The 19526-nt window shown below is 66.4% G+C and carries 14 protein-coding genes; 11 read left to right on the forward strand and 3 right to left on the reverse strand.

Translation table 11 applies throughout. The annotated features are described in order from the left end of the window. Window position 1: 1 nt before the first annotated feature. From K0O64_RS04915 to K0O64_RS04945, 7 genes are all read left to right on the forward strand, one after another. Entirely contained in the window at window positions 2-2896 is a 2895-nt protein-coding gene (locus tag K0O64_RS04915; RefSeq protein WP_220046167.1) for a lipocalin family protein, read from the forward strand. Window positions 2897-3264: 368 nt separating this feature from the next. Beyond that, window positions 3265-6762, forward strand: coding sequence for a DNA-directed RNA polymerase subunit beta (gene rpoB / locus K0O64_RS04920; protein ID WP_220046168.1), 3498 nt, complete (start codon window positions 3265-3267; stop codon window positions 6760-6762). Between the two features lie 35 nt (window positions 6763-6797). Beyond that, window positions 6798-10751: a DNA-directed RNA polymerase subunit beta' gene (locus K0O64_RS04925; RefSeq protein WP_096310160.1), complete on the forward strand. Its 3954-nt coding sequence runs from the start codon at window positions 6798-6800 to the stop codon at window positions 10749-10751. Between the two features lie 188 nt (window positions 10752-10939). After that, window positions 10940-11755 carry a type IV toxin-antitoxin system AbiEi family antitoxin gene (locus K0O64_RS04930; RefSeq protein WP_225933722.1) on the forward strand — a complete coding sequence of 272 codons (816 nt, stop codon included), beginning with the start codon at window positions 10940-10942 and terminating at the stop codon, window positions 11753-11755. Between the two features lie 128 nt (window positions 11756-11883). Further along, window positions 11884-12531 (forward strand): dihydrofolate reductase family protein, encoded by a 648-nt coding sequence (locus tag K0O64_RS04935; protein WP_096312696.1) that lies wholly within the window; start codon window positions 11884-11886, stop codon window positions 12529-12531. A gap of 41 nt (window positions 12532-12572) precedes the next feature. Further along, window positions 12573-13325 carry a deoxyribonuclease IV gene (locus K0O64_RS04940; RefSeq protein WP_071947514.1) on the forward strand — a complete coding sequence of 251 codons (753 nt, stop codon included), beginning with the start codon at window positions 12573-12575 and terminating at the stop codon, window positions 13323-13325. A gap of 2 nt (window positions 13326-13327) precedes the next feature. Continuing rightward, window positions 13328-14161 (forward strand): extracellular catalytic domain type 1 short-chain-length polyhydroxyalkanoate depolymerase, encoded by an 834-nt coding sequence (locus K0O64_RS04945; RefSeq protein WP_071947513.1) that lies wholly within the window; start codon window positions 13328-13330, stop codon window positions 14159-14161. Here the strand turns inward: K0O64_RS04945 and K0O64_RS04950 are convergent. After that, the gene (locus K0O64_RS04950) at window positions 14158-14493 is read right to left on the reverse strand and encodes a cupin domain-containing protein (RefSeq protein WP_071947512.1); all 336 of its coding nucleotides are present in this window, start codon (window positions 14491-14493) and stop codon (window positions 14158-14160) included. The genes K0O64_RS04945 and K0O64_RS04950 overlap by 4 nt on opposite strands. 62 nt (window positions 14494-14555) lie before the next feature. On the opposite strand from K0O64_RS04950, the gene K0O64_RS04955 reads away from it, so the two are divergent. From K0O64_RS04955 to K0O64_RS04970, 4 genes are read left to right on the forward strand one after another with little or no spacing between them, the layout of a single operon-like run. Next, window positions 14556-16184 carry an acyl-CoA dehydrogenase family protein gene (locus tag K0O64_RS04955; protein WP_220046170.1) on the forward strand — a complete coding sequence of 543 codons (1629 nt, stop codon included), beginning with the start codon at window positions 14556-14558 and terminating at the stop codon, window positions 16182-16184. Continuing rightward, on the forward strand, window positions 16181-17089 hold the full coding sequence (locus K0O64_RS04960) for a crotonase/enoyl-CoA hydratase family protein (protein WP_071947510.1): 909 nt from the start codon (window positions 16181-16183) through the stop codon (window positions 17087-17089). The genes K0O64_RS04955 and K0O64_RS04960 overlap by 4 nt, the downstream gene beginning before the upstream one ends. 23 nt (window positions 17090-17112) lie before the next feature. After that, on the forward strand, window positions 17113-17826 hold the full coding sequence (locus K0O64_RS04965) for a PaaX family transcriptional regulator C-terminal domain-containing protein (protein ID WP_220046479.1): 714 nt from the start codon (window positions 17113-17115) through the stop codon (window positions 17824-17826). Continuing rightward, window positions 17823-18623, forward strand: a complete 801-nt coding sequence (locus K0O64_RS04970) for a crotonase/enoyl-CoA hydratase family protein (protein ID WP_071947509.1) — start codon at window positions 17823-17825, stop codon at window positions 18621-18623. The genes K0O64_RS04965 and K0O64_RS04970 overlap by 4 nt, the downstream gene beginning before the upstream one ends. Before the next feature lie 11 nt (window positions 18624-18634). Here the strand turns inward: K0O64_RS04970 and K0O64_RS04975 are convergent, their stop codons facing one another. Together K0O64_RS04975 and K0O64_RS04980 are read right to left on the reverse strand one after the other, a co-directional pair. Beyond that, the gene (locus K0O64_RS04975; RefSeq protein WP_096312697.1) at window positions 18635-19033 is read right to left on the reverse strand and encodes a DUF3060 domain-containing protein; all 399 of its coding nucleotides are present in this window, start codon (window positions 19031-19033) and stop codon (window positions 18635-18637) included. 19 nt (window positions 19034-19052) lie between these two features. Further along, window positions 19053-19445 (reverse strand): DUF3060 domain-containing protein, encoded by a 393-nt coding sequence (locus K0O64_RS04980; RefSeq protein WP_071947507.1) that lies wholly within the window; start codon window positions 19443-19445, stop codon window positions 19053-19055. Window positions 19446-19526 lie beyond the last annotated feature (81 nt).

Raw genomic sequence — 19526 nt, forward strand, 5'->3', positions numbered from 1 at the left:
GATGACGCAGCGGCAGGTCTTGTTGGGTACCGGAGCGGTGGTCGCCGGCCTGAGTGCGGCCCTACTGACCGGCGCGGGCGTTGCCAACGCCGACGAGGGGGGCTCCGGCAGCCAGCAGGCGTCGGCGAACTCCTCGTCGGCGAGTGCCAAGCCCACCGCGGGAAGCAAGCGTTCGTCGACGGCGAAGGCGAACGGCGTGCAGGATCGGCGGTCCGCGAAGGTGCCGCTCGGCCGGCCGACACCCACCGCGGCTGCGGCGCGCAGCGTCGCGCAGGCGGCGCCCCAGGACGCGGTCGCAACGGCGCCGAAGACCGGCCTCGGCACGTCCCGCCGCGCGGCAATGGCCGCGGCCCTCGACGTGCTGTCGATGATGGCGTCGGCCACCCGCACCCAGACCGCGTCGACCACGACGGCAGCGAGCGCCACGACGACCACCACCCTGCCCGTCGCGCCGACCAACGGCGTCACCGGTGTGCTGGTCGGGCACTCCCGGCTGGACCTTCCCGGCGCGTTCATCGGCAACACCGTCGCCGCCGACTGGTACTTCCCGACCCAGGCCGACGGCACCGTCGACGCCCAGGGCGTCATCTGGCTCCAGCACGGGTTCGGGGCCACCAACACCTTCTACTCGGCGCTGGCCAAGGACCTGGCGCAGCAGACCAACAGCATCGTGGTGTCACCGACGCTGTCCTCTCTTCCGATCACGTTCTCGGGCGGCTGCCTCACGTGCCAGGTCACCCAGCGGGATGCGGCAGCACTGCTCGGACCCGACCGCGCAACGCTGCTGAGCAGCGCCGTCACGGCAGGTTTCGCCGGGGCGGCCCTTCCGGAGCGGTTCGTGCTGGCCGGGCATTCGGCAGGCGGCGGCTTCGCGGCCGCGGTCGCCGACGATTACCTGGGCGGCGACGACGCCCAGTACGACCCGAACGATCTGGTCGGCGTGCTGATGTTCGACGGGGTGTCCAACGGGGCCCTGGACGGATCCTTCGCCGGTCAGGTCGCCGACCTCGCGGCAGCGAACAAGCCGATCTACCAGATCGCCGCACCGGCGCAGAGCTGGAACCTCTTCGGCGCGACCACGAACGTGCTCGGTGCCACGCTTCCCGGCTCCTTCATCGGCGTCGTGCTGCAGAACGGCTCGCACGTCGACTCAATGCTGGGGGTGAACCCGCTCTTCGATGCGGTGCTGCAACTGGTGACCCAGCGGGTGCCGGCCGGTAACACCGCGGCGGTCTACACGCTGAGCAACGGCTGGATCAACGACATGTACGCCGGCGCCACCCCAGAGGCTCCGCAATACGGCTTCTATCCCGCCGCCAACCAGCAGCTGATCATGGGACCCACGGCCGCCGTCGGATTGCCCGCGGCGCAGGCCAACCAGCTGGGGTTCGTCAACCGGCTCGTCAAGGGACTGGTCGATACCGTCGCCGGACTGTTCGGCGTCCCGCTGCCGCCGCCGGTCAACAGCGGTGACAACGGGCTCGACCCCAACACTCCCGTCGTCTCGGTCGGCAACGGGGTCACCGGGGTGCGGACCGGATATGCCGTGCTCGACATCCCGTGCGGCCCGAACGGCTACGCCGCCCCGGCCGACTGGTACTTCCCGACCCAGGCCGACGGCACCGTGCAAGCCAACGGCGTGATCTGGCTGCAGCACGGGTTCCTCGGCTTCAACGACTGGTACGGCGACATGGCCCAGCAGCTGGCGCAACAGACCAACAGCATCGTGGTCGTCCCGGACATCTTCTGGTTCGACACCCCGCTGTGCCCGGGCTGCTACCTGGGCGGCGAGCAGATGCGTGAGGCCGTCGCGCAGATGTTCCAGGGCAGCCGCTCGGCGCTGAACATCAGCGCCAACGCCGCGGGCCTGAGCGGCACTCTCCCGGACAAATTCCTGCTCACCGGGCATTCGGCAGGCGGCAACTTCGCCACCGCCGTCGGTGCACTGATCACCCAAACCGACCAGGTCGACAACCTGCTCGGCGTGGTGATGTTCGACGGCGTCTCGCGCGACCCGCTGTTCACCGACTCGCTGACCGCCCTGGCCGGCGCCGGCATCCCGGACTACCAGATCGCTGCACCGCCCCAGCGCTGGAACGCCTTCGGCGTGGCCACCGAATTGATGCAGGCCTTCTACGGCAACCAGTTCTACGGGGTGCAGATCGACAACGGCTCGCACACCGACGTCATCGCCGGCGACAACCCGTTCGCGTGGCTCGGCGAGTTGCTCAGCACGATCATCGTCAAACCATCCCCGCCGGGCGCCAAGACGGCGGTGCGCACCTTCGCCTCGGGCTGGATCAACGACATCTACGCCGGCCGCGGGCCGACCGATCCGCTTTACGGCATCTACGGCAGCCCCAACGACGGCACCTACGTGCCGAACCAACCGATCGTCATGGGGCAGGCGGGTACGGCGACGCTGCCCTCCCCACCGCCGGTCGACGTCACCCAGTACGCCGACGGCCAGCCCTGGTATGAGCAGGGCAGCGTCAAGCTGCCGTTCGCGTGGGGGCTGGTCAACACCACCGCGGTCTACACGTTGAACGCGGACGGCTCGGTGCGGGTGCAGAACTCGGGTAACTATTTCGCGCCCAACGGCCCGAAGAGTCAGATCACGGGAACCGCGGTGTCGGTCAACCCGGCCTCCAACACCCGGTTGGACGTCGCCTTCTTCGGCATGACGCCCGGCACCTCAGAACCCGGCAACTACTGGATCCTCGACTACGACCCCGCCTACCAGTGGGTGATCGTCAGCGATCCGACCGGCTTCTCCGGCTACATCCTCACCCGCGATCAGACCGTGCCGGCCAGCGAGTACAGCGCGCTGGTGACTCGGGCGCGTCAACTCGGGGTGTGGGGTCCGATCACCCGGACCCGCCAGTACGCCGTCTGAGGCGCTGTAGCGGGCAATTTCCACACCAAACGCCGCGTCATCCCTTGACGGAAAGGCACAAACGGGTCAGTCTGTTCACCAGCATGTGTGCATGGGTAGCTAGATCGCCAGCCAGCGCCAGCCCGCCCGGCATGAGCTTGTTGAGGAATGCGCCGTCTTGCGCTATTGTTGGACGTTGCGCTGGCTGCCTCCTGCCCACCTCAACCTGCACCTGACACCGCCGGTCCTCAAGTCTGAGTTAAGACATCCCAGCTCTGAGACCTGTTTGCATGTCGCGTGCGTCGGGGAAAAAGGCCGGGCCTCGAGTAGGCCAGCCGAACCGATGCAGATATCGCGACCTCCCGGTTGATTCCGGTCTGTCGCATTAGGTGCTGGAAGGATGCATCTTGGCAGTCTCTAGCCAGAGCAAAACGACTACTACTTCTAACTCCGTTCCCGGAGCACCAAAACGAATTTCCTTCGCAAAGCTGCGCGAGCCGCTAGAGGTACCCGGCCTGCTCGACGTCCAAACGGAGTCGTTCGAGTGGCTGATCGGCTCGCCGCGCTGGCGTGAGATCGCCGAGGCGCGTGGCGACGTCAACCCGGTGGGTGGCCTCGAAGAGGTTCTCACCGAGCTGTCGCCGATCGAGGATTTCTCGGGCTCGATGTCGCTGAGCTTCTCCGACCCGCGTTTCGACGAGGTCAAGGCTCCGGTCGACGAGTGCAAAGACAAGGACATGACGTACGCGGCCCCGCTGTTCGTCACGGCCGAGTTCATCAACAACAACACCGGTGAGATCAAGAGCCAGACGGTCTTCATGGGTGACTTCCCGATGATGACCGAGAAGGGCACCTTCATCATCAACGGCACCGAGCGTGTCGTGGTGTCCCAGCTGGTCCGTTCGCCGGGTGTGTACTTCGACGAGAGCATCGACAAGTCCACCGAGAAGACGCTGCACAGCGTCAAGGTGATCCCCGGCCGCGGTGCGTGGCTGGAGTTCGACGTCGACAAGCGCGACACCGTGGGTGTGCGCATCGACCGCAAGCGCCGTCAGCCGGTCACCGTGCTGCTCAAGGCGCTCGGCTGGACCAACGAGCAGATCCGGGAGCGCTTCGGCTTCTCCGAGATCATGATGTCGACGCTGGAGAAGGACAACACCGCCGGCACCGATGAGGCGCTGCTGGACATCTACCGGAAGCTGCGTCCGGGCGAGCCGCCGACCAAGGAGTCGGCGCAGACCCTGCTGGAGAACCTGTTCTTCAAGGACAAGCGCTACGACCTGGCCCGAGTGGGTCGCTACAAGGTCAACAAGAAGCTGGGCCTGAACGCCGGCCAGCCGATCACCAGCTCGACGCTGACCGAAGAGGACATCGTCGCGACCATCGAATACCTGGTGCGCCTGCACGAGGGCCAGACCACGATGACCGCCCCCGGCGGCGTCGAGGTCCCGGTCGAGGTCGACGACATCGATCACTTCGGCAACCGTCGTCTGCGTACCGTCGGCGAGCTGATTCAGAACCAGATCCGGGTCGGCCTGTCCCGTATGGAGCGCGTCGTCCGCGAGCGGATGACCACCCAGGACGTCGAGGCGATCACGCCGCAGACCCTGATCAACATCCGTCCCGTCGTGGCGGCGATCAAGGAGTTCTTCGGCACCAGCCAGCTGTCGCAGTTCATGGACCAGAACAACCCGCTGTCGGGTCTGACCCACAAGCGTCGTCTGTCGGCGCTGGGCCCGGGTGGTCTGTCCCGTGAGCGCGCCGGCCTCGAGGTCCGCGACGTGCACTCCAGCCACTACGGCCGGATGTGCCCGATCGAGACCCCGGAAGGTCCGAACATCGGTCTGATCGGTTCGCTCTCGGTGTACGCACGGGTCAACCCGTTCGGCTTCATCGAGACCCCGTACCGCAAGGTCGTCGACGGTGTCGTCTCCGACGAGATCCACTACCTGACCGCCGACGAGGAGGACCGCCACGTCGTGGCGCAGGCCAACTCGCCGACCGACGACAAGGGCCGCTTCAGCGAGGAGCGCGTCCTGGTTCGCCGGAAGGGTGGCGAGGTCGAGTTCGTCTCGGCGACCGAGGTCGACTACATGGACGTCTCGCCGCGCCAGATGGTGTCGGTCGCGACGGCGATGATCCCGTTCCTCGAGCACGACGACGCCAACCGCGCCCTGATGGGTGCCAACATGCAGCGCCAGGCGGTTCCGCTGGTGCGCAGCGAGGCACCGCTGGTGGGCACCGGTATGGAGCTGCGCGCCGCGATCGACGCCGGCGACGTCATCGTCACCGAGAAGGCAGGCGTGGTCGAGGAGGTCTCGGCCGACTACATCACCGTGATGGCCGACGACGGCACCCGGCACACCTACCGGATGCGCAAGTTCGCCCGCTCCAACCACGGCACCTGCGCCAACCAGCGTCCGATCGTGGACGCCGGGCAGCGTGTCGAGTCGGGTCAGGTACTCGCCGACGGGCCGTGCACCGAAAACGGTGAGATGGCGCTGGGCAAGAACCTGCTCGTCGCGGTCATGCCGTGGGAAGGCCACAACTACGAGGACGCGATCATCCTCTCCAACCGTCTGGTTGAAGAGGACGTGCTCACCTCGATCCACATCGAAGAGCACGAGATCGATGCCCGCGACACCAAGCTGGGCGCCGAGGAGATCACCCGGGACATCCCGAACGTCTCCGATGAGGTGCTGGCCGATCTCGACGAGCGCGGCATCATCCGCATCGGCGCCGAGGTCCGCGACGGCGACATCCTCGTCGGCAAGGTCACCCCGAAGGGTGAGACCGAGCTGACCCCGGAGGAGCGGCTGCTCCGCGCGATCTTCGGTGAGAAGGCGCGCGAGGTCCGCGACACGTCGCTGAAGGTGCCGCACGGTGAGTCCGGCAAGGTCATCGGCATCCGGGTGTTCTCCCGCGAGGACGATGACGAGCTGCCCGCCGGCGTCAACGAACTGGTCCGCGTCTACGTGGCCCAGAAGCGCAAGATCTCCGACGGCGACAAGCTCGCCGGACGCCACGGCAACAAGGGCGTCATCGGCAAGATCCTGCCGGTCGAGGACATGCCGTTCCTTCCGGACGGCACCCCGGTGGACATCATCCTCAACACCCACGGTGTGCCGCGTCGTATGAACATCGGCCAGATCCTGGAAACCCACCTCGGGTGGGTGGCCAAGGCCGGCTGGAAGGTCGACGGCAACCCGGAGTGGGCGGGCAACCTGCCCGAGGACCTGCTGGAGGCGGAGCCCAACAGCATCGTCTCCACGCCGGTGTTCGACGGTGCCCGCGAAGAGGAGCTGCAGGGTCTGCTGAGCTCGACGCTGCCCAACCGCGACGGCGAGGTTCTCGTCAACGGTGACGGCAAGGCCGTGCTCTACGACGGCCGCAGCGGCGAACCGTTCCCGTACCCGGTGACGGTCGGCTACATGTACATCCTGAAGCTGCATCACCTGGTGGACGACAAGATCCACGCCCGCTCGACCGGTCCGTACTCGATGATCACCCAGCAGCCGCTGGGTGGTAAGGCGCAGTTCGGTGGTCAGCGGTTCGGTGAGATGGAGTGCTGGGCCATGCAGGCCTACGGCGCGGCGTACACGCTGCAGGAGCTCTTGACCATCAAGTCCGACGACACCGTCGGCCGGGTCAAGGTCTACGAGGCGATCGTCAAGGGCGAGAACATCCCCGAGCCGGGTATTCCCGAGTCGTTCAAGGTGCTGCTCAAGGAGCTGCAGTCGCTGTGCTTGAACGTTGAGGTGCTGTCTTCGGACGGCGCGGCAATCGAAATGCGGGACGGTGACGACGAGGACCTGGAGCGTGCTGCTGCCAACCTCGGAATCAACCTGTCGCGCAACGAATCTGCCTCTGTCGAAGATCTCGCCTGATATTTATCTAGTCCCGAAAGGGGAAAGGGAGTTACGTGCTAGACGTCAACTTCTTCGATGAACTCCGGATCGGCCTTGCCACCGCTGAGGACATTCGTCAGTGGTCCTACGGCGAGGTCAAGAAGCCGGAGACCATCAACTACCGCACATTGAAGCCGGAGAAGGACGGCCTGTTCTGCGAGAAGATCTTCGGACCGACTCGCGACTGGGAGTGCTACTGCGGCAAGTACAAGCGCGTCCGCTTCAAGGGCATCATCTGCGAGCGCTGCGGCGTCGAGGTCACTCGCGCCAAGGTGCGTCGTGAGCGGATGGGCCACATCGAGCTGGCCGCGCCCGTCACGCACATCTGGTACTTCAAGGGTGTGCCGTCGCGGTTGGGCTACCTGCTCGACCTGGCGCCGAAGGATCTCGAGAAGATCATCTACTTCGCCGCCTACGTGATCACCGCCGTCGACGACGAGATGCGCCACAACGAGCTCTCCACTCTCGAAGCCGAGATGGAGGTCGAGAAGAAGGCCGTCGCCGATCAGCGTGACGCCGACCTGGAGGCCCGCGCCCAGAAGCTCGAGGCCGACCTGGCCGAGCTCGAGGCCGAGGGTGCCAAGTCCGACGTGCGCCGCAAGGTGCGCGACGGTGGCGAGCGTGAGATGCGCCAGCTGCGCGACCGGGCACAGCGTGAGCTGGACCGGCTCGAGGAGATCTGGACGACCTTCACCAAGCTGGCTCCGAAGCAGCTCATCGTCGACGAGAACCTGTACCGCGAGCTGGTCGACCGCTACGGCGAGTACTTCCAGGGCTCGATGGGTGCGGAGTCGATCCAGAAGCTCATCGAGAACTTCGACATCGACGCCGAGGCCGAGAGCCTGCGCGACACCATCCGGAATGGCAAGGGGCAGAAGAAGCTTCGTGCTCTCAAGCGCCTGAAGGTCGTTGCCGCGTTCCAGCAGTCGGGCAACTCGCCGATGGGCATGGTCCTCGACGCCGTCCCGGTGATCCCGCCGGAGCTGCGTCCGATGGTTCAGCTCGACGGTGGCCGCTTCGCGACCTCCGACCTGAACGACCTGTACCGCCGCGTGATCAACCGCAACAACCGGTTGAAGCGACTGATCGACCTCGGTGCGCCCGAGATCATCGTCAACAACGAGAAGCGCATGCTGCAGGAGTCGGTGGACGCGCTGTTCGACAACGGCCGTCGCGGCCGGCCCGTCACCGGGCCCGGCAACCGTCCGCTCAAGTCGCTGTCCGATCTGCTCAAGGGCAAGCAGGGCCGGTTCCGTCAGAACCTGCTCGGTAAGCGCGTCGACTACTCGGGCCGTTCGGTCATCGTGGTCGGCCCGCAGCTCAAGCTGCACCAGTGCGGTCTGCCGAAGCTGATGGCTCTCGAGCTGTTCAAGCCGTTCGTGATGAAGCGTCTGGTTGACCTCAACCACGCGCAGAACATCAAGAGCGCCAAGCGGATGGTGGAGCGTCAGCGTCCCCAGGTGTGGGATGTCCTCGAAGAGGTCATCGCCGAGCACCCGGTGCTGCTGAACCGCGCACCCACGCTGCACCGCCTCGGTATCCAGGCCTTCGAGCCGCAGCTGGTGGAGGGCAAGGCAATTCAGCTGCACCCGCTGGTCTGTGAGGCGTTCAACGCCGACTTCGACGGTGACCAGATGGCAGTCCACCTGCCGCTGAGCGCCGAGGCGCAGGCCGAGGCTCGCATCCTCATGCTGTCGAGCAACAACATCCTGTCGCCGGCGTCGGGTAAGCCGCTGGCCATGCCGCGTCTGGACATGGTCACGGGTCTGTACTTCCTGACCACGCTGGTTCCGGGCGACGAGGGTGAGTACACCCCCGCGGCCAAGGATGCGCCGGAGACCGGTGTGTACAGCTCGCCGGCCGAGGCCATCATGGCGATGGATCGCGGTGCGTTGAGTGTTCGCGCTCAGATCAAGGTGCGTCTGACGCAGCTGCGTCCGCCGCATGAGGTCGAGAACGAGCTGTTCGGCGAGAACGGCTGGCGTCCGGGCAATGCCTGGACCGCCGAGACCACGCTGGGCCGGGTGCTCTTCAATGAGCTTCTGCCGCAGGGGTATCCGTTCGTCAACGAGCAGATGCACAAGAAGGTCCAGGCCCGGATCATCAACGATCTGGCCGAGCGCTACCCGATGATCGTGGTCGCGCAGACCGTCGACAAGCTCAAGGACGCCGGTTTCCACTGGGCCACCCGTTCGGGTGTCACGGTCTCGATGGCCGACGTCATCGTGCCGCCGGAGAAGCAGGAGATCCTCGAGCGCTACGAGGCTGAGGCCGACGGCGTCGAAAAGAAGTACCAGCGCGGTGCTTTGAACAAGCAGGAGCGCAACGACGCCCTCGTCGAGCTGTGGAAGGAAGCCACCGAAGAGGTCGGTAACGCGCTGCGGGCGCACTATCCGGAGGACAACCCGATCATCACGATCGTGGACTCCGGTGCGACGGGTAACTTCACCCAGACCCGCACGCTGGCCGGCATGAAGGGTCTGGTGACCAACCCGAAGGGTGAGTTCATCCCGCGCCCGATCAAGTCCTCGTTCCGCGAAGGCCTGACGGTGCTGGAGTACTTCATCAACACCCACGGCGCCCGAAAGGGTCTGGCGGACACCGCACTTCGTACCGCTGACTCGGGTTACCTGACCCGTCGTCTGGTGGACGTCAGCCAGGACGTGATCGTGCGCGAGCACGACTGCGGCACCGAGCGCGGCATCATCGTCGATCTCGCCGAGGTGCAGGGCGACACCCTCATCCGGGATCCGCACGTCGAGACCTCGGCGTACGCCCGCACGCTGGCCGCCGACGCGGTCGACGCGGCAGGCAACGTCATCGTCAACGCCGGACACGATCTCGGCGACCCGGCGATCGACGCCCTGCTGGAAGCCGGCATCACCTCGGTCAAGGTCCGCTCGGTGCTCACCTGCACCAGCGCCTCGGGTGTGTGTGCGATGTGCTACGGCCGTTCGATGGCCACCGGCAAGCTGGTGGACATCGGCGAGGCTGTCGGCATCGTGGCCGCGCAGTCCATCGGTGAGCCCGGCACGCAGCTGACCATGCGCACCTTCCACCAGGGTGGTGTTACCGGTGGCGCCGACATCGTCGGTGGTCTGCCGCGCGTGCAGGAGCTGTTCGAGGCGCGCATTCCGCGGAACCGCGCACCGATCGCCGATGTGGCCGGACGCGTCCAGCTGGAGGAGACCGACAAGTTCTACAAGATCACTATCATTCCCGACGACGGGAGTGAGGAGGTCGTGTACGACAAGCTCTCCAAGCGTCAGCGGTTGAAGGTGTTCAAGCACGACGACGGTTCCGAGCGACTGCTGGTCGACGGTGACCACGTCGAGGTTGGTCAGCAGCTCCTCGAGGGCTCGGCCGACCCGCACGAGGTGCTCCGTGTCGAGGGCCCGCGCAAGGTGCAGGTCCACCTCGTCAAGGAGGTGCAGGAGGTCTACCGCGCGCAGGGTGTGTCGATCCACGACAAGCACATCGAGGTCATCGTTCGGCAGATGCTGCGTCGCGTGACGATCATCGATTCGGGCGCAACGGAATTCCTGCCCGGATCGCTGACCGAGCGCAGCGAGTTCGAGGCGGAGAACCGTCGGGTCGTCGCCGAGGGCGCCGAGCCCGCGGCGGGCCGCCCGGTGCTGATGGGTATCACCAAGGCGTCGCTGGCCACCGATTCGTGGCTGTCGGCGGCGTCGTTCCAGGAGACCACTCGCGTGCTGACCGATGCGGCGATCAACTGCCGCAGCGACAAGCTCCAGGGTCTGAAGGAGAACGTGATCATCGGCAAGCTGATCCCGGCCGGTACCGGTATCAACCGCTACCGCAACATCCAGGTGCAGCCGACCGAAGAGGCTCGGGCCGCGGCGTACACGATCCCGTCCTACGAGGATCAGTACTACAGCCCGGACTTCGGCCAGGCCACCGGTGCTGCGGTGCCGCTGGACGATTACGGATACAGCGACTACCGGTAGTTTCTGCGCGAGCAGACGCAAAGGCCCCCGCACGCACCGCGTGTCGGGGGCCTTTGTGTCTGTTCGCCAGTTATACCCAGCGGTGAATTGGCAACTCCCAGGCCACCTTGCAGCATCGCGGCGTGTTCATCAACGAACTGTTCGCCGCCAATGGCGGGCTCGCGACGACCGGGCAACTGCTCAGCGTGATGTCGCGTAAGTCGCTGGCCGCCCACGTCAAGGCGGGTGCACTCATCCGGGTCTGGCACGGCGTCTACGCCTTGTCAGAACCTGACACCATCACGCGGCTGGCGGCACTTGACCTCATGACTGGCAAGAAGATGGTTGCTTGCATGAGCACCGCAGCCGCTCTCTATGGCTTCGATATCGAAAAGGATAGGCGCATCCACGTGCTCGATCCGGGCGTTCGGGTACGCCCGACGGCGGGTTTGATGGTGCACCAGCGAATAGGCGCGCCATTAAGCCGGATACAAGGGCGGCTTGTCACCGCACCGGCGTGGACAGCCATCGAGACGGCGCGATCATTACGACGGCCGCGGGCGCTTGCGGTTCTTGATGCGGCCGTACGAAGCACCGCCTGTACGCAGGCAGAATTGGTGGCCGCGGTGCGTGAGCAGACGGGCCGCCGCGGGATCGTCAATGTCCGGGACTTGCTGCCGTACGTCGATGCCCGCTCCGAGTCGGCGATGGAAAGCGAAGCACGACTGGTGTTCATCGACGGTGGCATTCCGCCAACGACACTCCAGTACGAGATCGTCGATCGCTGTGGTGATCTCTGGCGGGTCGACTTCGCGTGGCCCGAGGCCATGGTGGCCGCGGAGTACGACAGCATGGAGTGGCACGCCAATCCGACAGCTTGGAAGCGCGACCGCGTCAAGATGGCGCGACTGGGGGACATCGGTTGGACGCTGGTGCGCTTCGTCGTCGACGACGTGCGCCGGTACCCGGTCGAGTTGGTCGGCAGGGTGGGCAAGTGCATCGACGGTTTTCCTATCGCGAATTGAGCAGACGCAAAGGCCTCCGCATGCGCGGCGTGTCGGGGGCCTTTGTGTCTGCTCGCGTGAAAAGCGATGAGTTTGGCGGCCGGGTGAGGTCTACCTTGGCGACTGTCGACGAACTCCAGGAGGATCGCGTGACCCAGCTGCTTCGAGTCCACAACTTCATGCTGTCGCGCGACGGCTTCGGCGCGGGACTTAATCAGTGCTTGGATCGACCGTTCGGCGACGCCGACCAGCCCGCCCTGTTCGCCTGGGTCGGTGCGACAGCAAGCTGGGTGGGCCGCCGCGACCCGGGTGGGACGCGCGGCCTCGACGACTACTTCACTCGCGACTATTTCAACAACATCGGCGCGGAGATCATGGGCCGCAACAAGTTCAGCCCCTATCGCGGGCGGTGGGAGGACCATCCGGAGTGGCAGGGCTGGTGGGGTGACGAGCCGCCCTTCCACACACCGGTATTCGTGATGACTCACCACGAGCGACCGTCGCTGACGTTGGGGGAGACCACTTTTCATTTCGTCTCCGATGACCCGGCGAGCGTTCTGGAGCAGGCGAAGGCCGCCGCGGGCGGCAAGGACGTCCGGCTCGGTGGCGGTGCGGCCACGGTTCGTGAATTCCTCGATGCCGGTCTGGTCGACACCCTGCACGTCGCCGTCGCGGACGTGGAGATCGGCGCCGGATCGCGGCTCTGGGAGTCCCCGGACGAGCTCGACGACGAGTTCCATCACGAGGTGGTGCCCAGCCCGAGCGGGGTCACCCATCACCTGTTCTGGCGGAGATGACGGCTGTGCGCGGCGTCGGTACGCGCGCCTAGACTCGACACGTGCTCATTGGTTCCCATGTCCACGGCGACGATCCGCTGGCCGCCGCGGCGGCTGACGGCGCCGAGGTGGTGCAGTTCTTCCTCGGCAATCCGCAGAGCTGGAAGAAGCCCAAGCCGCGCGAGGACGCCGAGACGCTCAAGGCCTCGTCGGTCCCGTTGTACGTCCATGCGCCGTATCTGATCAACGTGGCGTCGGCGAACAACCGGGTGCGGATCCCGTCGCGCAAGATTCTGCAGGACACCTGCGATGCCGCCGCCGAGATCGATGCGACCGCGGTGATCGTGCACGGCGGCCACGCCGACGACAACGACATGGAGGCCGGTTTCGAGCGCTGGGTCAAGGCTCTGCAGTACCTCGAAAGCGACGTCCCGGTGTATCTGGAGAACACCGCGGGCGGCGATCACGCGATGGCCCGCCGCTTCGACACCATCGCCCGGCTGTGGGAGCGCATCGCCGACACCGGTATCGGGTTCTGCCTCGACACCTGCCATGCCTGGGCGGCGGGCGAGGAGTTGATCGACGCCGTCGAGCGCATCAAGGCCATCACCGGTCGCATCGACCTGGTGCACTGCAACGATTCCCGCGACGCCAAGGGATCCGGTGCCGACCGGCACGCGAATTTCGGTACCGGACAGATAGATCCGCAACTTCTGGTCGCGGTGGTTCAGGCAGCCGATGCGCCGGTGATTTGTGAGACCGCCGACGAGGGGCGCAAGGACGACATCGCTTTCCTGCGGGAGCACCTCTCCTGACCGTGTGGGTTCGTCGAGTCGCGCTGCTGCTGGCGCTGTGCCTGGTGGCGGCCTGCGCTCCCGTCGCGACCGGCTTTGCACCGGGCGCCAGCCTGCACCGGATCAACGTCGGCGGTGTGGATCGCGTCTATCGGCTCTACGTTCCCGACGGCTTGCCGCCGTCGGCGCCGCTGGTCGTGATGCTGCACGGCTGGACCGGCAGCGCCGAGCAGGCGGAGCGGCAGTACGGCTGGAACGGTAAGGCCGACTCCGCCAAGTTCGTGGTGGCCTACCCCGACGGCGTGGGTGAGTCGTGGAACGTCGACAGCTGCTGCGGAAAGGCCAGGGACGACAAGGTCGACGACGTCGCCTTCATCACCGCCGCCGTCCACAACATCACCGACAACCTGAACATCGACACATCGCGCATCTATGCCGCCGGGATCAGCAACGGCGGGATCATGGCCTACAAATTGGCCTGCAACACAAGTCTTTTCGCGGCGATCGGGCCGGACGCCGCGACGATGCTCTCGCCGTGCCCGGCGGCGCGGCCGACGTCGGTGCTGCACATCCACGGCACCGATGACCGGTTGGTGCGCTACGACGGCCGGCCCGGGACCGTGCTCCCGATCCAGACCATGACGCCGCCCGATGCCAACGCCTTCTGGCGCAACGTCGATCAGTGCGAACAGCCGACGACCACCGTCGACGGAGACCTGACGACGTCGGTGGCCAGCTGTCCGAGCGCGCGCAGCGTCGAGCTGATCACCGTCGCCGGTGGCGAGCACGACTGGCCATCGTTCGCCACAGAGAAGATGTGGGATTTCTTCGCCGCGCACCCCGGGCGGCCGAGCTAGGTCAGATAGACCTTTCGCAGTGTCTCGGTGACCGTCCACACCGTCTTGGTGCCCTTCGCCAGGCGCACCACATCGCCGGCGCTGAGCGTGATCATGGGGGTGCCGTCCTCGAATCCGACGGTCGCCGCGCCGGCGAGCACGACGAACACTTCCTCGGCCTCGACGTCGCGCATCGTCCCGGGCGTCATCTCCCACACTCCGACCTCAAGCCCGCCGAAGGTTCCGAGTTCGGCTGTCCCGGTGTGCGGCTCACCGCCCAGGGACTGGTCGGCAGGCACGGGTTGGTGTTCGAGCCACTGAGTGGCCGCGTGGACGACGGAGTTCGGCTTCACACCATCCAGCCTGCCATATTACGTATCTTGTGCGATTGTCGAAGAAATGTAACAGTGGTGTCATGTCGGATACGCATATCGTCACCAACCAGGTCCCGCCGCTGGTGGACCACAACCCGGCCAGCTCGCCGGTCCTGATCGAGGCCCTGATCCGCGAAGGTGGCCAGTGGGGCGTCGACGAGGTCACCGAGCTCGGTGCGCTGTCGGGCAGCGCCCAGGCCCAGCGCTGGGGCGAGCTGGCCGACCGCAATCAGCCGATCCTGCACACCCACGACCGCTACGGCTACCGCGTCGACGAGATCGAGTACGACCCCGCCTATCACGAGCTGATGCGCACGGCCATCGCCCACGGCGTGCACGCCGCACCGTGGGCCGACGACCGTCCCGGCGCCCACGTGGTCCGCGCGGCCAAGATGGGGGTGTGGACTCCGGAGCCCGGCCACGTCTGCCCGATCTCGATGACGTACGCCGTCGTCCCCGCACTGCGCCACAACCCCGAGCTCGCCAAGATCTACGAGCCGCTGCTGACCAGCCGCCAGTACGACCCCGAACTGAAGGTGCCTGCCACCAAGGTCGGCATCACCGCGGGGATGTCGATGACCGAGAAGCAGGGCGGCTCCGATGTCCGCGCCGGCACCACCCAAGCCGTCCCCAACGGCGACGGCAGCTACACCCTCACCGGCCACAAGTGGTTCACCTCTGCGGCGATGAGCGACATCTTCCTGGTGTTGGCCCAGGCTCCTGGCGGCTTGAGCTGCTTCATGCTGCCGCGGGTGCTGCCCGACGGCACCCGCAACCGAATGTTCTTGCAGCGCTTGAAGGACAAGCTCGGCAATCACGCCAATGCCTCCAGTGAGGTGGAGTACGACGGCGCCATCGCCTGGCTGGTCGGTGAGGAAGGCCGCGGTGTCCCGACCATTATCGAGATGGTCAACCTCACCCGACTGGATTGCACGCTGGGCAGCGCCACCAGCATGCGCAGCGGCCTGACCCACGCCGTACACCACGCCCAACACCGAAAGGCGTTCGGCGCCTATTTGATCGACCAGCCGTTGATGCGCAACGTGATCGCCGACCTCGCCGTCGAGGCCGAGGCGGCCACGATCGTCGCGATGCGGATGGCCGGGGCCACCGACGCCGTGGTTCGCGGTGACGACCGGGAGGCGATGCTGCGCCGGATCGGTCTGGCTGCCGCCAAGTACTGGGTGTGCAAGCGCGCCACCCCGCACGCCGCCGAGGCCATGGAATGCCTGGGCGGCAACGGCTATGCCGAAGAGTCCGGTATGCCGCGGCTCTACCGCGAAGCGCCGTTGATGGGCATCTGGGAGGGCTCGGGCAACGTCAGCGCACTGGACACGTTGCGCGCCATGGCAACCCGGCCCGAGTGCGTCGAGGTGCTCTTCGACGAGCTGGCCACCACCGCAGGTGAGGATGCCCGGCTGGACGCCCACGTGTCCGAATTGCGGTCGGAACTGGAGAACCTCGACGCCATCGAGTACCGCGCGCGCACGATCGCCGAAGACATCACGGTGGCGCTGCAGGGTTCGCTGCTGGTCCGTCACGGCCATCCCGCGGTAGCCGAGGCGTTCCTGGCCACCAGGGTCGGCGGCAACTGGGGCGGCGCGTTCGGCACGCTGCCTGCCGGGCTCGACCTCGCGCCGATCATCGAGCGCTGCCTGGTGAAGGGATGACCGAGCTCAAGACGATGACCTACGAGGTCACCGATCGTGTTGCGCGCATTACCTTCAACCGCCCGGAGAAAGGCAACGCGATCGTCGCGGACACTCCGCTGGAGCTGGCCGCGTTGGTCGAGCGGGCCGACCTGGACCCGAATGTGCACGTGATTCTCGTGTCCGGCCGCGGCGAGGGGTTCTGCGCCGGTTTCGACCTCGGTGCCTACGCCGACGGCTCATCCTCGGCCGGTGGTGGCGACCGCCAGGGCACGGTGCTCGACGGCAAGACGCAGGCGGTCAATCACAAGGCCGACCGCCCGTGGGACCCGATGATCGACTATCAGATGATGAGCCGCTTCGTGCGCGGCTTCTCCAGCCTGATGCACGCCGACAAGCCGACCGTGGTGAAGATCCACGGCTATTGCGTGGCCGGCGGCACCGACATCGCGCTGCACGCCGACCAGGTGATCGCCGCATCCGATGCCAAGATCGGATATCCGCCCACCCGGGTGTGGGGAGTCCCGGCCGCCGGCCTGTGGGCGCACCGGCTCGGTGATCAACGCGCCAAACGCCTTCTGCTGACCGGGGATTGCATCACCGGCGCGCAGGCCGCCGAGTGGGGGCTTGCGATTGAGGCGCCCGACCCGGCCGACCTCGACGAGCGCACCGAACGGCTGGTCGAACGCATCGCCGCGGTACCGGTCAACCAGTTGATCATGGTGAAGCTGGCCATGAACACCGCGCTGTATCAGCAGGGTGTGGCGACCAGCCGGATGGTCAGCACGGTGTTCGACGGCATCGCCCGGCACACCCCGGAGGGGCACGCGTTCGTCGCCGACGCCCGCGAGCACGGCTTCCGGGAGGCGGTGCGCCACCGCGATGAACCGTTCGGTGATCACGGGCGCCGCGCCTCGGGAGTGTGACCGTGCCGCAGTCGTTGGCCAAGATGACCGCCCGGTCGGTGGTGCTGAGCGTCTTGCTCGGTGCCCACCCGGCGTGGGCGACCTCGGCCGAATTGCTGCAGCTGACATCGGATTTCGGCATCCGCGAGCAGACCTTGCGGGTGGCGCTGACGCGGATGGTCACCGCCGGTGACCTGGTGCGCTCCGATGACGGCTACCGGCTGTCCGAGCGGCTGCTGACCCGTCAGCGTCGCCAGGACGATGCGCTCTATCCACGCACCCGCGACTGGGGCGGCGAGTGGGTCACCCTACTGATCACGGCGGTCGGTATGGACGCCCGGGCCCGTGCTGCATTGCGAAATACCCTGCAGATCAAGCGGTTCGGTGAGATTCGCGAAGGGGTCTGGATGCGTCCGGACAACCTCGACGACGATCTACCCGCAGAGATCGCCGAACGAGTGCGGGTGCTGCGCGCCCGTGACGCCGACCCGACCGGGTTGGCCGGGCAGCTGTGGGATCTTCCCGACTGGGCGGCCACCGGTCAGCGGCTGCTGGACGAGATCGCCGCCGCCGACGACATTCCCGCGCGGTTTCGTGCCGCGGCGGCGATCGTGCGGCATTTGCTCACCGATCCGGTTCTGCCGAACGAGCTGCTGCCGGCGCGCTGGCCCGGCGCCGAGCTTCGGCGCGCCTATGCAGACTTCGCCGCCGAACTGGTCGCGCGGCGGGATGAGGGACGACTGGTGGAGGCGACATGACAGAACCGGATTCGGAGGGCAGGAGCGAAGCGACCCGGGAACCGGTAAGGGTAGAACGCAACGGACCGGTGACCACGGTCATCATCGACCGTCCCCAGGCCCGCAACGCCGTCAACGGTCCCACCGCGATGGCGCTGTTCAACGCCTTCGACGAATTCGACAAAGACGACTCGGCATCGGTGGCCGTCCTCTGGGGTGACAACGGAACCTTCTGTGCAGGAGCCGATCTCAAAGCCATCGGCACATCTGACACGAACCCCACCCACCGTGATGGGCCCGGCCCCATGGGGCCGAGCCGCATGCAGCTCTCCAAACCGGTGATCGCCGCGGTCAGCGGCTACGCCGTCGCCGGCGGTCTCGAGCTGGCGTTGTGGTGCGACCTGCGGGTCGCCGAAGAAGACGCCGTGTTCGGGGTGTTCTGCCGCCGTTGGGGAGTGCCGTTGATCGACGGCGGTACCGTGCGGCTGCCACGGCTCATCGGGCACAGCCGGGCGATGGACCTGATCCTGACCGGCCGCGCCGTCGACGCTCAGGAGGCGTTGGCCATCGGCCTGGCCAACCGGGTGGTGCCCACGGGGCAGGCCCGTCAGGCTGCCGAGGAGCTGGCCGCCGAGCTTGCGCAGCTACCCCAGCTCTGTCTGCGTTCGGACCGCACGTCGATGCTCAACCAGTGGGGTCAATCCGAAGCAGAGGCCATGGATTTCGAGTTCGGCAGCCTGTCGCGGGTGGCTGCCGAATCCCTTGCCGGGGCACAGCGATTCGCGCAGGGGGCCGGCCGGCACGGCGCGAAAGCCTGAGGCTGCAGCAACTAGGACTTGTTGAGCGTGTTGCCCGAGCCGAGATTGTTCACCTTCGGATCGCCCTTGTAGTTGATCGTGTTGTTGAGGCCGACGACCGACAGTTCCTTGTCGATCTTGTCGAAGGTGATCTTGTTGTCCGCGCCGCCGATGTTGACCGACGCGCAGGTTCCCTTCACGGTCAGCGTGTTGTTCGAGCCACCGACGTTCAGGGATTTGCCGTCCGCACAATCGATCTCGGCGGTGGTGCCGAACGAGCCGTAGTTGATGGTGTTGCCCACCTCCACCTGAGCTCCTGAGCTTCCGGCGGTGGCCGTCGGCGACGGTGAATCCTTGCTGGTGGATCCGCAGCCGGCCACGACGATGGCGGCGAGAACGCCGATCCCAGCGATGAGGGTGGGGGAGTGCATCGGCATCCGTCCTTCGCGATTACGCCGGAACGCGGTCGATCCGGTTCGTCATTCCCAACTCGCGGCCGCGGTCGAGGACGAAGGGTTCGCCGCTCTTGTAGAGGACCGTCTGGTCCCACCCGTAGACCGTGATGTCATTGACGACGTTATCGGCGATCACGGTGTTCGACGACCCCTGCGTGGTGACCGCCCAGCACGAGCCCAACGCGGTGATCTGGTTCTCGGCCCCGTTGATGAACAACGTCGAGCCGTTGCAGTCGATCGTCTGAACAATGCCGATGCCGACGATGTGGGTGTCGCCGTTCTTCGCATGCGCCACCGGCGATGCGACCGTGCCGGTGATCCCCGCCGTCAGAGCGGCTACGCAGGTCGTGATGAACGCGCAGCCGCGGTGTCCCCAGCTCACCGACATGCCTCTCTTTCCACCCAACCCGAGTTGGAGCCTACGTGGCTGCCGGTCGGTCAACTAGAGTTCTTCGTCGATCCACCATCG

Origin of the sequence: Mycolicibacterium pallens, assembly GCF_019456675.1 — a bacterium.
Classification (GTDB): domain Bacteria; phylum Actinomycetota; class Actinomycetes; order Mycobacteriales; family Mycobacteriaceae; genus Mycobacterium; species Mycobacterium crocinum.